Origin of the sequence: Sphingomonas sp. C3-2 (assembly GCF_033025475.1) — a bacterium.
Taxonomy (GTDB): Bacteria; Pseudomonadota; Alphaproteobacteria; order Sphingomonadales; family Sphingomonadaceae; genus Sphingobium_A.
Window position 1 is genome coordinate 3,231,161 of sequence record NZ_CP130322.1, and the last position, 13,737, is coordinate 3,244,897.

Sequence of the window (13,737 nt, forward strand, 5' to 3'; positions counted from 1 at the left end):
AGGCTCAGTCTGCCTTCGTCTCCACCTCCGCCGTTTCCTGTTCTTCGTCCTCGCCCTCAGGCGCGGGCTTGCCGTCGATCTTGGCCAGTATTTGCAGCGCGGCGGTGCGCGATCCGCTTTCATGCGGTGAATAGGCGAGCGGGGCGATCACGACGCGCGCTTCCTCATTCCTCTTTTCCTGCATCAGATGGTGCGCCAGCATGAACCGGATTTCCGAACTCTGCGGGGCCAGTTGCAGCGCGCGCCGCAGTCCGTCGAACGCAACCGGGGTGGGTTTCACGCCTTCGCGCAGGAAGGACCGATAATAGGCGGTCAGCACCAGCGGATCGTTCGGATTGGCGCGATTGGCGTTCACGATCATCGGTCGCACCTGCTTCCACTCGGCGGCCGTCGGGCTGGATTTCTGCTCCAGGCGCTCCATCGCTATCTCCGCCTTACGAAGCAATGCACGGGAATCATTCGGTTTATATGTCAGGTATGCGTTGTTCGCGGCGTCGGCCTCATCCAGTTTCTTCTCGGCGATCGCAATCGATGTCAGCGCGTCGTTCGCGGCTGGGTGGCCGGCATGGCGCTGCGCCAGCGCCCGGAACTCTGCGATCTGCGCCGCGCCGTCCTCGGTGTCGAGGCCATCGATGCGCTGGATACGGAAGGGTATCAGCGCGCCTTCCGCCTCGGACAGCGTTTCCACTTTCACCTGGGGCGGGCTCACCTGGAAATTTTTCAGTTCCAGGAAGCTGATCCGCCGCGCCTTCTTGTAGGCTTCCAGATCCTTGTCGAGCTTGTCCAGCGGACCAAAGGCCTCGATCGCTGCGTTTTCCGAGGAAAGCCCCCGGTTCATCGCGTTCAGATAATCGCTGAGCTGGCCTTGGCGGTCTTTCGCAAAGCTCAGATAATGTGTCAGCAGCCAGGATTGGCCATAATAGAGATCGATCGATGCGGCGTCCTTGCCCGTCATCCCGGCAAACAGCGCCTTGGTCGGCATCATCGACATGGTGCCGAGACCGTAGAATCGGTGTGTCGCGGGCCGCCCGATCGTCGCAGTGCCATCGGCCTTGGGCTCGGCGGTCGAAAAATACTCGGCAAACCCCTCAACATACCAGGCGGGGTAGGCGACCGGGAAATTCTGCATCATGAAGTGATGCGCATATTCGTGAAACAGGATCGTTTCCGCGTCGAGGTCCAGCTTGGACGAAACCGCCATCGCGCGCGGCGACACGATCATGGCCCCGCCGGGACGCGCTGAGTAGAAACCGGCAATGGACGATCGCTTGGCGTTCATCGCCTTGCGGACCGATGCAGTGTTCGCGACAAGAAACACGTTCAGGCGGGGAATGCCGTCATCGCGTGTCCGGATGCCAAGCACCTTGTGCAGCAATGCGTCGAAACGCTCCAGCCGCGCCGTGAAATCGGTCAGCGACTTCTCCGGGCCTTCGGAATAGACTTCGAAATGCTGCGATGTGGCCTTGCGCCATTCCGCTGATGCTGGCGTCGCAATCGTCAGCAATGCTGCGGCAGCAGCGCTCGCTCGGAAAAACTGCATTCTCTATCCCCCCCAGGCAATTGCCTTTTCATAGGATGTGGCGGGATTGATACGCAATGGTAATGGCATGGGGGAAGAAAGGGTTATGCCGGGCCGCCCATGGGCAACCCGGCATTTACGTGTTTGTCTTGGTTTTAGGCGATGATCAGAAATCGACCGTCGCCGAAAGCCAGAGGCGGCGGCCTTCCTGATTGATCGAATAAGCCGGGGCGTACACGGTGTTCGCGCCGCTCGCATAGGGCTCGTAAACCGCATAATCGGTGTCGAGAATGTTATACACCGTCGCCGCAAGGCGGAAGGCCGGGGTGATCTGGTACGAACCACCGATGTGGAACAGCTCATAGCCACGGAAATCGCCGAGCGCGGCCTGCTGGGCATTGTTGCCGCGCCAGCGCTTCGAACGGATTTCGGCACGGGCCCACAGGCTTGCCTGATCGTCCAGCTTCCAGCGCAGATTGGCGTTCAGCATATGCTTGGGCATGCCCACCAGCGGCAGCCCCTTGTCCGTGCCGCTCAGCTGCTCGGTTTCGGTATAGGTATAGTTCAGCCCCAGCGACACCGCCTGTGAGAAGGCGAAGCGTGTCGCGATTTCACCGCCGCGCGTGCGCGCCTTGTCGATGTTCACCGACTGGCTGAACAGATCGACATTGGGGAAGTTGCCGACATCGACGCAACCGGGGCGGTTGGGGGCACCCGCAAAGCTGCAGTTCGGAACACCCGGGCCGCTCGCGATCTTGTCGTCGAATTCGTTGTTGAACAGCGTGACATTGCCGCTGAAGAAGCCGCCCGCGTCGTAATAGAGGCCCGCTTCATAGCTGGTGCTCGTCTCAGGCGTCAGGCCGGGCGAACCGATCTGCGGCACGCGGCCCTGGCTGCCAAAGCCGATGATGCCGCTGGCGATCTGTTCGACGCGCGGGGTCTTGAAGCCGCGGCTCACGCCGCCCTTCAGCGTCAGCGCATCGTTGATCTGCCACACCGCATAGGCGCGGGGAGACCATTTGCCGCCAAAGGTCGAATGGTCGTCATAGCGCACGCCGCCGGTCAGGTTGAACCCTTCGGTCAGCGTCACGGTCGCCTCGGCAAAGCCCGCCCACTGGGTGAACTTGAATGGCTCGGGTGCCACGCCTTCCACCATCCGCGCATGCCAGTACTGGCCGCCGACGGTGAACGCCACGGGCCCGGTTTTGCCGGCAAAACGCGTGTCGATGATGTCGTTGCGCGATTCCAGCGTACGGGCGCTGCCCGCCACGGCGCCGGGGGTGCCGTTGGGGATCAGGCGGCCGATGGTTTCGGTCTCGTTGCGCGTCAGTGTGGTGTCGAGCGTGCCCAGCGCGCTGCGCCAGCTATGCGCGACGACATAATTGGTGCGGTTGAATTTCTGCTCGGGGGCATAGCCGCCCGAACCCAGCGTGCCGAGCTGCCCCTTGCTATTGTCATAGGTCTGCTCGTTGCGGTCGATCTCGAGCCACAGGTCATGGTCGGCATGCGGCGTCAGCGTCAGTCGCCCGCCATAGGTGTAGATGTCCGACTGCACCGGCTCGCGGCCGAGGCGCAGCGCGGGATCGCCCGGAATTTCGATGTTCGCGCCTTCGCGGTGGTGGATGCTGCCGCGCAGCGTCAGCCCGGCCAGCCCCTTGATCAGCGGGCCCTGCGCATAACCGTTCACTGACTGGATATTGCCGAAACGGTCATCGCCCTGGATCGTGGTTTCGGCAGTCGCGGTGCCCGCCCAGCGATCACCCACCTTGCGGGTGATGATGTTGACGACGCCGCCCATCGCGTCTGACCCGTAAAGCGTCGACATCGGGCCACGCACCACCTCGATCCGCTCGATCGCTGAATAGGGGGGCAGGAAGCTGGTGGAAGATTCACCAAAGCCATTGGGGGTCACATTGCCCGGCGCGTTTTGCCGGCGGCCGTCGACCAGCACGAGCGTATATTCGCTCGGCATGCCGCGGATCGAGATGTTGAGCCCGCCGGTCTTGCCCGCCTCGCCGCCGACATCGACGCCCTCGATATCCTGCAGCGCCTCGGCAAGGCTGCCGAAGCGCTTGTCCTGCAGGTCGACGCGGTCGATCACGCTGATGCTCGCGGGCGCGTCGATAATCTTCTGTTCATAGCCCGCCGCCGTCACCACGATCCCGCGCTCGTCCGAGGCGCTGTCCGCATCTTCGGCGAAGGCCGGCTGGCTGGCGGCCATGGCAAGGACCATGAGGCTGGCGCCGGTGATGTGCCGGGAAAAGGGAGTGCGAACCGCTCTGAACATTGTTGCCCCTGTTGATATTGCGAATGTGTTTCAATTGCTGTCCGCGAGTGGGCAATGCGCGGTCGGAAGTCAAATCATTATTTTTCCGATATGTAACAAATTGTTGCCAAGGCAAGCGCGGGCGCGACGATCGGCGCGCGGTCGGCGGTGTTACAGGAAACTATAGGGATCGACGTCGACCGCCACGCGCACCTTGTTGGGCCAGTCGATCGGGCCGATCCATTCGCGGATGACATTCTGGACGTCGAGCGAGCGGCGCGCATGGACGAGCAGGCGGAAACGGTGGCGCCCGCGCAGCATCGCGAGCGGGGCGGGGGCGGGGCCGTACACATGCATCCCGTCCACCTTGGGTGCGCTGCGCCCGATCCGCTTGGCGGTTTCCAGCGCCATGCCCTGATCCTCGGAAGAGATGATGATCCCGGCATAGCGACCAAAAGGCGGGGCGCCCGCATGGCGGCGCGCCTCGGTTTCGGCCTCGTAAAAGCTCTGCGCGTCGCCGCTCACCAGTGCGTCCATCACCGGTGCCTTGGGGTTGTGCGTCTGGATGAGCACATGGCCCGGCTTCTCGCCGCGCCCGGCGCGCCCCGCCACCTGCATGATCTGCTGGAAACTGCGCTCGGCGGCGCGCAGGTCGCCGCCTTCCAGCCCCAGATCGGCGTCGACCACGCCGACCAGCGTCAGATTGGGAAAGTGATAGCCCTTGGTGATCAGCTGGGTGCCGATCACGATATCGATATCGCCCGCCTCCATCCGGCCCACAAACTCCGCCGCCTTGGCGGGGGACCATAGCGTGTCCGATGTGACGATCGCGGTGCGCGCGTCGGGAAACAGCAGCTTGGCTTCATCGGCGATCCGCTCCACCCCGGGGCCGCACGCGACAAGGCTGTCCTCATCATGGCATTCGGGGCATTCCTCGGGCGGCTGCATCACATGGCCGCAATGGTGGCAGGCCAGCCGCTTCACCAGCCGATGCTCGACCATCCACGCGGTGCAATTGGGGCATTGGAACCGGTGGCCGCAGGTGCGGCACAGCGTCAGCGGGGCATAGCCGCGCCGGTTGAGGAACAGCAGCGCTTGTTCGCTGCGCTCCAGCGTCTCGCGCATCGCCTCCACCAGCCGGGGGGCCAGCCAGCGCCCGCGTTCGGGGGGCTCGGCGATCAGGTCGATCGCGGCGATATCGGGCATCTCGGCCTTGCCGAAGCGGCCCGGAAGCTTCAGCTCGGTATAGCGGCCGATCTCCACCTGCTGGCGCGTTTCGATCGCGGGGGTGGCCGATGCCAGGATCACCGGGCATTGGTCGAAATGCCCGCGCATTACTGCCACGTCGCGGGCGTGATAATGCACGCCTTCTTCCTGCTTGAAACTCGTCTCATGCGCTTCGTCGACGACGATCAGGCCGAGATCGGCATAGGGCAGGAACAGCGCCGAACGCGCGCCCACCGTCACCAGCGCTTCGCCGCTGGCGATCGCGCGCCACGCACGGCGCCGCTGCGACTGGCGCAGATCGCTGTGCCAGGCCACGGGGGCATGGCCGAAGCGCGCGGCAAAGCGCTTCAGGAACGGCTCGGTCAGCGCGATTTCGGGGAGCAGCACCAGCGTCTGCCGGCCTTGCCGGATCGCCTCGGCAACCGCCTCGAAATAGACCTCGGTCTTGCCCGATCCGGTCACGCCGTCGAGCAGAAAGGGGTGGAACGCCTTGGCATCCACGGCCTCGACCAGCTTTGTCGCAACCTCGCTCTGGCGTGCGGACAGGATAGGGGGCGCGTGATCGGGTTCGGGCGGGGGATAGGGGGTGTCGATATTCACCTCCACCGCCTCGATCGCGCCGGCCTTCACCAGCCCGCGGATCACGCTGTCGGAAACATCGGCGATCTCCGCCAGCTCGCGGATCAGCCCCTGCCGCTCGCCGATCCGGTCCAGCGCCTGCAGCCGCTGGCTCGTCAGCCGCTCGGGGCGAAAGCCCGACAGCCGGTATTCGGTGATCATCCGCACCCCTTCGAGCGCGGAGGAGGACGGCAGCGCCATGCGCAAAACGGCGGCGGGCGGCGCGAGGTAATAATCCGCCGTCCACTCGATCAGGCGGCGCAGCTCGGGGCGCAGCGGCGGGGCGTCGATCACGCTCAGCAAATTGCGCAACCGGTTGTCGCCCACCTCGCCGTCAGACGCCATGCGCTCGGGTTCCCACACTACTCCGGCCAGCTGGCGCGGCCCCAGCGGGGCGACGACGATCGATCCCGGCTCCACCGCCATGCCGTGGGGCACCCGGTAATCGAGCGGGCCAAGCGCACTGTTGAGAAGGAGAACGCGGGCGCGAGTCATCAGGCCTAGTTAGAGGGGCTTGGGGGGAAAGGGAAAGGCTGTTGATGCTTTCGCGACGGAGCTAGGGTCTGGCAATGGACGACCCCGAAAACCCCCGCTGCTGGCTGTGTGGCCGTCCGCTTGGGCGGCGGGTGGAATGGCATCATCCCGTGCCCAAGAGCCGGGGCGGAAGCGAAACGGTGCCGCTCCACCCCATTTGCCACCGTACGATCCATGCTGTGTTCAGCAATGCGGCGCTGGCGCGGATGGCCCCGGCTGCCACCGAACTGCGCGCCGATCCGGCGATCGCGCGCTTCCTGCGCTGGATTGAAAACAAGCCGCCCGATTTTCACGCGCCCACCTATGGCAAGCGCTGACCGGGCGGCGGGGGCTCAGCCGCGCTGCCAGTCGAACACCAGCGTCTCGCGGTGGCCGAAGCGCTGGAGATGCTCGGCCACAATCTCTTCGAATTTGTCCATGTCCGCCTCGGGCGAACCTGCCAGATCGACGGTCAAATGCGCGGCATCGGCATTCAGCGTGCACCGGCCGAACGGCAGGTCGATCGTCGCATGTTCGGGGCTCATATCGACGGGGAATTTGTGCCCCCAATGCTTGCCGAGTTGTTGAAGATAGCGGCTGGCGCTGGCGGTCTGCACATGGGCGCGGGATGTCGTCATCCCTTCAAGATAATTGGGCACCCACCGGTTTCAACGGCTGCGCTTCGCCAATCTGCCCGAAGCGCTTATAGAGCGGGGCAACGAATCACTTTGCGACAAGCGAGCGCCTCCCATGAAATTCTTCGTTGATACCGCCGACACCAAGGAAATCGCCGAACTCGCCGAAACCGGCTTGCTCGACGGCGTCACCACCAACCCTTCGCTCATCCACAAGTCGGGTCGTGATTTCCTCGACGTGGTCAAGGAAATCTGCGGCATCGTCGATGGCCCCGTCTCGGCAGAGGTCGTCGCGCTCGACCATGAAACGATGATGAAGGAAGCCGAAATCCTGCGGAAGATCGCCGACAATGTCACGGTCAAGGTTCCGCTGACGCCCGCCGGCCTCAAGACCTGCAAGAAGCTCACCAGCGACGGCACGATGGTCAACGTCACGCTGTGCTTCTCAGCCAACCAGGCGCTTCTCGCCGCCAAGGCCGGCGCCACCTTCATCTCGCCCTTCGTCGGTCGCCATGACGATATCGGTTTCGATGGCATGCAGCTCATCTCCGACATCCGTCTCATCTACGACAACTACGCCTTCGACACCGAAATCCTGGTCGCCAGCGTCCGTCACCCCGTCCATGTGCTCGAATCCGCGCGCATCGGCGCCGATGTGATGACCGCGCCGCCCGCCGTCATCAAGGCGCTGTTCAACCACCCGCTCACCGACAAGGGCATCGAAGGCTTCCTTGCGGACTGGGCGAAGACCGGCCAGTCGATCGGCTGATCCTGAATTTAACGGCCCTTCTCCCGCAATATGGGGGAAGGGCTGTTGTCCCCGGCCACTGATTTTCCGATAAGCGGGCATGGCCGATCTCATCGCTCAGTGGCGCAGCCATCTGCGCAATCACAGCCGCCGCTCCGAACATACGGTGCGCGCCTATCTGGCAACGGCCGAGCGGCTGTATGATTTTCTCTCCCAGCATCACGGCCGCGCGGTCGATGTCGATCTCCTGCGCGCGCTCGAGCCCGCCGACCTGCGCGCCTATCTCGCCTTCCGCCGGGGGGAGGGGCTGGCCAACACCTCCGCCGCGCGCGAATTGTCGGCGGTGCGCGGTTTCCTAAAATTCGTGGCGGCCGAAGGGCAGGCCATTCCGCGGCTAAAGGGCCCGCGAGTCCAAAAGGGGCTGCCGCGCCCCATCTCTCCCGACGAAGCCGTGGCCCTGGCCGAGGATACTGCCGAACATGCGCGCGAACCGTGGATCGGCGCGCGCAACTGGGCGGTGCTCATGCTGCTCTACGGCGCGGGCCTGCGCATCGGGGAGGCAATGGCGCTCACCGGTTCGGTGATGCCGCTTGGCGAGACGATGTCGGTCACCGGCAAGCGCGGCAAGACGCGCATCGTCCCGCTGCTGCCGCAGGTCCGCCGGGCGATTGAGGAATATGTCGCGCTCTGCCCATGGCAACCGGGCCGCGACGAACCCCTGTTTCGGGGCACGCGGGGCGGTCCGCTTTCAGCCGCGCTCATCCGCCGCGCGGTGCAGGGCGCGCGCACCCGGCTTGGCCTGTCCGATCGCACCACGCCCCATGCGCTGCGCCACAGCTTTGCCACGCATCTGCTCGGCCGCGGCACCGATCTGCGCGCGCTGCAGGAACTGCTCGGCCATGCCAGTCTCAGCTCAACCCAGATCTACACCGCGGTCGATGCCGCGCATCTGATGGACGTTTATCGCAGCGCCCATCCAAGGGCCTGAGCGGGGCTCAGGCCTTGGGGCGCCAGAAGATCACGCGCCACAGATAGGTAGCGACGATCAGGATGATGACGGCGGTCGAAACCGGGCCGATGAAATCGTCGATCTGGTCGACATTGTTGCCCACTGCCCAGCCGAATACCGCCAGCAGCGCGGTCCAGCCCGCGGTGCCCAGCGTCGACCAGACAACGAAGGTCGAAAGCCGCATGTGCAACAGGCCCGCGGGGATCGAGATCAGCGACCGCAGTGTCGGCAGCATTCGCCCGAAGAACACAAAGGCAAAGCCATATTGGCCGAACAGCTTTTCGGCGCGCTGGATTTCGTTCCAGTCCATCGTCAGCCAGCGGCCATACCGGTCGATCAGCGGCTTGAACCGGTCGATCCCGATCACGCGCGCCGCCAGATACCAGAAATAATTGCCCAGCATCGCGCCGGCGGTGCCAGCGGCGATCACCCAGGGCAGCGAAAGCGCGCCCTGCGCGGCCTTTACCCCGGCGATCGACATGATGATTTCCGACGGGATCGGCGGAAACACCGTCTCGAGGAACATCAGGAACGCCACGCCGAGATAGCCCGACTGCTCGATAAGATTGATCATCCAGTCGGACACGATTCAGCCCTTCAACGCTTCAGCTTGTTTTCAATCGCGGTCCAGATCATCGCGCCGGTATCGGTGGCGTTGAACTGGTCCATCGAGACGATGCCGGTGGGGGAGGTGACGTTGATCTCGGTCAGATAGCCGCCGATCACGTCGATGCCGACGAACAACAGCCCGCGTTCCTTGAGCGCGGGGCCAAGTGCGGCACAGATTTCCTGCTCGCGCGGGGATAGCGCGGTTGCCTCTGCGCGGCCGCCGGCTGCCAGGTTCGAACGGATCTCGCCGCTGCCGGGGACGCGGTTGATCGCGCCGGCCACTTCGCCGTCCACCAGCACGATGCGCTTGTCGCCGCCGGACACTTCCTTCAGGAAGGCCTGCACCATGAACGGTTCGCGCCACACCTCGCCGAACAGTTCGACAAGCGAGGCGAGGTTGCGGCCATCCGCGGCGATATGGAACACCGCCGATCCAGCATTGCCGTGAAGCGGCTTTACCACGATCTCGCCATGCGTCTGCTGGAATGCGCGGACTTCGGCGAGCGAGCGGGTGATCAGCGTCGGCGGCATGAAATGACCGAAGTCGAGCACGAACAGCTTTTCGGGTGCGTTGCGCACCGAAACGGGGTCGTTGACGATCAGCGTCTGGTGGCGGATCCGCTCCAGCAGGTGCGTCGCTGTGATATAGCCAAGGTCGAACGGCGGGTCTTGCCGCATCAGCACCACGTCGATCTCGTTGCCGAGGTTGATCGTCACCGGATCGCCAAAGGCGAAATGATCGCCGTCAACGCGCTGCACGGTCACCGGATGCGCCCGGGCCCACACGCGGCCATCGGCATAGTTCAGGTCGCCTGCCTCGTAATGATAGAGGCTGTGGCCGCGGCTCTGCGCGGACAGCATGATCGCAAAGGTCGAATCGCCTGCGATCTTGATGCTTTCCATCGGGTCCATCTGGACGGCGACCTTGAGGCTCATATGCTTCTCCAACTGTGCGGACCTGCGCTTTAGGGGACGCGCGTGCGCCTGTCACCCGTGCCAGGCATTGGCGATGTGGCGGGGCAGCGCCCAGGGGCGCACCAGAACCACGTCGATGCGGATATCCTCGCCGCGCATGGCATAGCGCGGTGCCAGCGCATTGGCGGCGGCGGCAACGCGCGTCAGCCGGTGCCGGTCGATCGCCAGCGCCAGTTCATGTGCATTGGCGCGGGTCTTCACCTCGACAAAGGCGATGGTCCGCCCGCGCCGCGCGACCAGATCGATCTCGCCCATCGGCGTACGCACGCGGCGCCCCAATATCCGCCAGCCGAACAGGCGCAGCCACCAGGCTGCGACGGTTTCGCCGCGCCGGCCGCGTTGTTCGGCCTTGGCGCGCGTCAATCGCCGTCCTTCATCGCCATCGCGCGGGCATAAAGCTCCTTGCGGTCCAGCCCGAATTTCCTGGCGATCTCGCCGGCCGCCTTGGCGGGGGGCAGGCGGGTCAGCGCCTCGGCCAGCGCCGCGTCCGCATCATCGGCGTTCGGCGCGGGGGCTTCACCCGGCGGCGCGACGACGATCACGATCTCGCCCTTGGGCGGCGCCTCGGCATAGCGCGCGGCCAGCGCAGACAGGCTGTCGGTCAGGCATTCCTCGAACCGCTTGCTGATCTCGCGCGCCACGCCCGCCTCGCGGTCGCCCAGCCCCTCGGCCAGCGCACCCAGCGTCGCGGCCAGCCGTGGTCCGGATTCGTAGAAGATCAGCGTCGCGCGCACGGCGGCGACCTCGGCGATCGTGTCGGCGCGCGCCTTTTGCTTGGGGGGCAGGAACCCCATGAACAGGAACCGGTCGCTCGGCAGCCCGGCCAACGTCAGCGCGGCGATCGCGGCGCAGGGGCCGGGAATCGTCGTCACCGTCACGCCCGCCGCGCGCGCATCGCGCACCAGCTTGTATCCGGGATCGGAAATCAGCGGCGTCCCCGCATCGCTCACCAATGCGATCGCCTCGCTGCGCATCCGCTCGATCAGCCCAGGGCGTACGCGGTCAGCATTATGGTCGTGATAGGGCATCATCGGCCGCTTCACGCCGATATGCTGCAACAGCTTGGCGGTCACCCGGCTGTCCTCGCACGCGATCAGCGCTACCCCCGCCAAAATCGCCGAAGCGCGCGGCGAAAGATCGGACAGATTGCCGATCGGGGTCGCTACGATATACAGACCGGGTTCAAGGTTTGCGTTCAGACGAGGAATATCCATGGCAGAAGCGGTAGAGAAGCTGCACCCGGCAGGCAAATGGAAGGTGCTTCCGTACAAGCGGGTGGCGGCATTGGGGCTCGCGCTTCTCATTGCGGGCTGTCAGACGGTGGTGCCCAAGGGCAAGCCGCCGGTGCGCCCCACCGAACCGGTCGTTGAAACGCCCGTAGGCCCCGGTTTGCCTGAGGATCAGCTGCGCCACCGCGTCGCGCTGCTCGTCCCGATGACGGGCGCCAATGCCGGCGTCGGCCAGTCGATCGCCAATGCCGCGAACCTCGCCGTGCTCGATACCGGCGGCAAGCAGATCCGCATCACCACCTATGATACCGCGCTCGGTGCAGGCGCCGCCGCGCAAAAGGCGGTGGCAGAGGGCAACAAGGTGATTCTCGGCCCGCTGCTCAGCGACGACGTCACCGCCGTCGCCCCCGTCGCGCGCAAGGCCAGCGTGCCGCTCATCAGCTTTTCGAACGATGCCAGCGTCGCGGGCAGTGGCACCTATCTTCTCGGCTACAGCCCCGCCCAGTCGATCGAACGCGTCGTCGATTATGCGCGTAGCCGCGGTGCCACCAGTTTCGCCGGGCTGATGCCCACCGGCGTTTACGGCCAGCGCGCCTCCACCGCGATGCTCCGCGCGGTCGAGGGCGCAGGCGGTCGCGTCGTCGGCATGCAAAGCTATGACCGGTCCCAGCGGTCGATCCAGGAAGCGGTCCGCAAGCTTTCGGAAACCAGTGCCTATGATGCGCTGATGATCGCCGATGGCGGCGGCGTCGCCGTCCAGATCGTGCCGCTGGTCCGAAAGGGTGGGGCGCCGGGCGCGCGCATCCTCGGCACCGAACTGTGGAACACCGAAACCTCGCTCGCCAACAATCCGGCGCTGCGCGGCGCCTGGTTCGCCAGCGTGTCCGACGGGCTCTACACCCAGCTCTCGACCAAATATCGCACGCGCTACGGCAAGGCGCCGTATCGCCTGTCCAGCCTTGGCTATGATGCCGTGTTGCTCGTCACCCGCGTCGCGCGCGACTGGAAGGTCGGCACCAATTTTCCGGTCAAGATGCTGAACGATCCCAGCGGCTTCGCCGGCATCGACGGCGCCTTCCGCTTCAGCAAGGACGGCATCGCCGAACGCGCGCTCGAAGTGCAGCAGATCGATGCGGGCAAGTTCAGCATCGTCTCGCCCGCGCCCAAGGCGTTCGGAAAATGATTAGGCTCGTCGCCTGAGCGATCAGGCGACGATTTCTGCCAAGATCCGGTCGAGCAAAAGCATCCCGGCCTCGGTCACGCCGAGCCGGGTGTTTTTTTGGGTGACGAGCCCCTGACGCTCCAGCACCTGCACCGCATCGGCATCGACCAGCGCATCGGCGGCAATCCCCGAACGCGCGGAAATCCAAGCCAGATCGACACCCTCGGCAAGCCGCAGCCCCATCAGCAGCGCCTCATGCGCCCGGTCGCGCGCGGCGAGCGGTTCCTCGCTCTCGATCCCGTGCCCGTTGCGCGCCAGCGCCGACAGCCAGTTTTCGGGCTTCTTACGCCGGAAGGTCGCCAATTGCCCCCGCCGCCCATGCGCGCCGGGGCCAACGCCTACATAGTCGCCGTAGCGCCAATAGGTCAGGTTGTGGCGGCTTTGCTCGCCGGGGCGGGCATGGTTCGAAATCTCATAGGCGGGAATCCCCGCCGCTGCGGTCTGCGCGCGCGTCTGCTCGAACAGGTCGGCGCCGTGATCGGGATCAACCTCGGGCAGTTCGCCCTTCGCCACCAGCGTGGCAAAGCGCGTGCCCGGTTCGATCGTGAGCTGATACAGCGACAAATGCCCCGTCCCGAACGCAAGCGCGCGCGCAAGCTCGGCTTCCCAGCCGGCAAGCGACTGGCCCGGCCGGGCATAGATCAGGTCGAAGCTCACCCGCCCGAAATGGCGCTGTGCGGTGTCGAGCGCGGCCAGCCCCTCGGCCACGTCATGCGCGCGTCCCAGAAAATGGAGCGCCTGATCGTCCAGCGCCTGCAGCCCCAGTGACACGCGGTTCACCCCGGCCCGCGCAATATCGGCAAAGCGCGCCGCCTCGACCGAGGAGGGGTTGGCCTCCAGCGTGATCTCCGTATCGGGCTGCATCTGCCAGTGCCGCGCGGCCGCGTCGATGATCGCGGCCACGGTTTCGGGGGGCATCAACGACGGCGTGCCGCCGCCGAAAAAGATCGATCCCAGCGGCCGTCCGCCGGTCAGCGCCGCCTCATGCGCCAGATCGGCGAGCAGCGCGTCGCGCCACTGTTGCTGGTCAACGCTTTCGCGGACATGGCTGTTGAAATCGCAATAAGGGCACTTCGATACGCAGAAGGGCCAGTGCACATAAAGCGCAAGCGGCGCCGTGGCAGTGTCAGCCGCCGGCGCCGTTACAGGATGGTCAAAGCTCAAGGC

The 13,737-nt window shown here is 65.2% G+C and carries 13 protein-coding genes; 4 read left to right on the forward strand and 9 right to left on the reverse strand.

The features are described from left to right. Window positions 1–4: 4 nt before the first annotated feature. The 3 genes from QYC26_RS15510 to QYC26_RS15520 all read right to left on the reverse strand — a co-directional run bounded on the left by QYC26_RS15510 (window position 5) and on the right by QYC26_RS15520 (window position 6,125). Window positions 5–1,540 carry a hypothetical protein gene (locus QYC26_RS15510; RefSeq protein WP_317513121.1) on the reverse strand — a complete coding sequence of 512 codons (1,536 nt, stop codon included), beginning with the start codon at window positions 1,538–1,540 and terminating at the stop codon, window positions 5–7. Window positions 1,541–1,685: 145 nt separating this feature from the next. After that, on the reverse strand, window positions 1,686–3,806 hold the full coding sequence (locus QYC26_RS15515; protein WP_317513122.1) for a TonB-dependent receptor domain-containing protein: 2,121 nt from the start codon (window positions 3,804–3,806) through the stop codon (window positions 1,686–1,688). A 150-nt stretch (window positions 3,807–3,956) separates the two neighbouring features. Continuing rightward, on the reverse strand, window positions 3,957–6,125 hold the full coding sequence (locus tag QYC26_RS15520) for a primosomal protein N' (protein ID WP_317513123.1): 2,169 nt from the start codon (window positions 6,123–6,125) through the stop codon (window positions 3,957–3,959). A 74-nt stretch (window positions 6,126–6,199) separates the two neighbouring features. Here QYC26_RS15520 and QYC26_RS15525 point away from each other — a divergent pair, with 74 nt between their 5' ends. Beyond that, window positions 6,200–6,481 (forward strand): HNH endonuclease, encoded by a 282-nt coding sequence (locus tag QYC26_RS15525; protein WP_317513124.1) that lies wholly within the window; start codon window positions 6,200–6,202, stop codon window positions 6,479–6,481. A 15-nt stretch (window positions 6,482–6,496) separates the two neighbouring features. On the opposite strand, the gene QYC26_RS15530 is transcribed toward QYC26_RS15525, so the two are convergent. Next, on the reverse strand, window positions 6,497–6,781 hold the full coding sequence (locus tag QYC26_RS15530) for a DUF2218 domain-containing protein (protein ID WP_317513125.1): 285 nt from the start codon (window positions 6,779–6,781) through the stop codon (window positions 6,497–6,499). A 112-nt stretch (window positions 6,782–6,893) separates the two neighbouring features. On the opposite strand from QYC26_RS15530, the gene fsa reads away from it, so the two are divergent. Next, entirely contained in the window at window positions 6,894–7,547 is a 654-nt protein-coding gene (gene fsa / locus QYC26_RS15535) for a fructose-6-phosphate aldolase (RefSeq protein WP_317513126.1), read from the forward strand. A 79-nt stretch (window positions 7,548–7,626) separates the two neighbouring features. Next, window positions 7,627–8,514: a tyrosine recombinase XerC gene (locus QYC26_RS15540; protein ID WP_317513127.1), complete on the forward strand. Its 888-nt coding sequence runs from the start codon at window positions 7,627–7,629 to the stop codon at window positions 8,512–8,514. Between the two features lie 7 nt (window positions 8,515–8,521). Here the strand turns inward: QYC26_RS15540 and QYC26_RS15545 are convergent, their stop codons facing one another. From QYC26_RS15545 to rsmI, 4 genes are read right to left on the reverse strand one after another with little or no spacing between them, the layout of a single operon-like run. Beyond that, entirely contained in the window at window positions 8,522–9,121 is a 600-nt protein-coding gene (locus tag QYC26_RS15545) for a DedA family protein (RefSeq protein WP_317513128.1), read from the reverse strand. A gap of 11 nt (window positions 9,122–9,132) precedes the next feature. Next, window positions 9,133–10,080: a glutathione synthase gene (gene gshB, locus QYC26_RS15550; RefSeq protein ID WP_317513129.1), complete on the reverse strand. Its 948-nt coding sequence runs from the start codon at window positions 10,078–10,080 to the stop codon at window positions 9,133–9,135. Window positions 10,081–10,131: 51 nt separating this feature from the next. Further along, window positions 10,132–10,482, reverse strand: coding sequence for a YraN family protein (locus QYC26_RS15555; protein ID WP_317513130.1), 351 nt, complete (start codon window positions 10,480–10,482; stop codon window positions 10,132–10,134). Then, a complete protein-coding gene (rsmI, locus tag QYC26_RS15560) occupies window positions 10,479–11,333 on the reverse strand; it encodes a 16S rRNA (cytidine(1402)-2'-O)-methyltransferase (protein ID WP_317513131.1) in 855 nt (284 codons plus the stop codon). Before rsmI ends, QYC26_RS15555 begins: the two co-directional genes overlap by 4 nt. Between rsmI and QYC26_RS15565 the strand changes: the two genes are divergently transcribed. Continuing rightward, complete coding sequence (locus QYC26_RS15565) at window positions 11,332–12,531, forward strand: penicillin-binding protein activator (RefSeq protein WP_317513132.1); 1,200 nt, start codon at window positions 11,332–11,334, stop codon at window positions 12,529–12,531. The genes rsmI and QYC26_RS15565 overlap by 2 nt on opposite strands. 21 nt (window positions 12,532–12,552) lie before the next feature. Here the strand turns inward: QYC26_RS15565 and hemW are convergent, their stop codons facing one another. Further along, window positions 12,553–13,734, reverse strand: a complete 1,182-nt coding sequence (gene hemW / locus QYC26_RS15570; RefSeq protein ID WP_317513133.1) for a radical SAM family heme chaperone HemW — start codon at window positions 13,732–13,734, stop codon at window positions 12,553–12,555. Between the last annotated feature and the right edge of the window lie 3 nt (window positions 13,735–13,737).

Coding starts and splice junctions, on each gene's coding strand:
- QYC26_RS15510 (WP_317513121.1), bottom strand. CDS start 1,540: ATGCAGTTTTTCCGAGCGAGCGCTGCTGCCGCAGCATTGCTGACGATT.
- QYC26_RS15515 (WP_317513122.1), bottom strand. CDS start 3,806: ATGTTCAGAGCGGTTCGCACTCCCTTTTCCCGGCACATCACCGGCGCC.
- QYC26_RS15520 (WP_317513123.1), bottom strand. CDS start 6,125: ATGACTCGCGCCCGCGTTCTCCTTCTCAACAGTGCGCTTGGCCCGCTC.
- QYC26_RS15525 (WP_317513124.1), top strand. CDS start 6,200: ATGGACGACCCCGAAAACCCCCGCTGCTGGCTGTGTGGCCGTCCGCTT.
- QYC26_RS15530 (WP_317513125.1), bottom strand. CDS start 6,781: ATGACGACATCCCGCGCCCATGTGCAGACCGCCAGCGCCAGCCGCTAT.
- fsa (WP_317513126.1), top strand. CDS start 6,894: ATGAAATTCTTCGTTGATACCGCCGACACCAAGGAAATCGCCGAACTC.
- QYC26_RS15540 (WP_317513127.1), top strand. CDS start 7,627: ATGGCCGATCTCATCGCTCAGTGGCGCAGCCATCTGCGCAATCACAGC.
- gshB (WP_317513129.1), bottom strand. CDS start 10,080: ATGAGCCTCAAGGTCGCCGTCCAGATGGACCCGATGGAAAGCATCAAG.
- QYC26_RS15565 (WP_317513132.1), top strand. CDS start 11,332: ATGGCAGAAGCGGTAGAGAAGCTGCACCCGGCAGGCAAATGGAAGGTG.
- rsmI (WP_317513131.1), bottom strand. CDS start 11,333: ATGGATATTCCTCGTCTGAACGCAAACCTTGAACCCGGTCTGTATATC.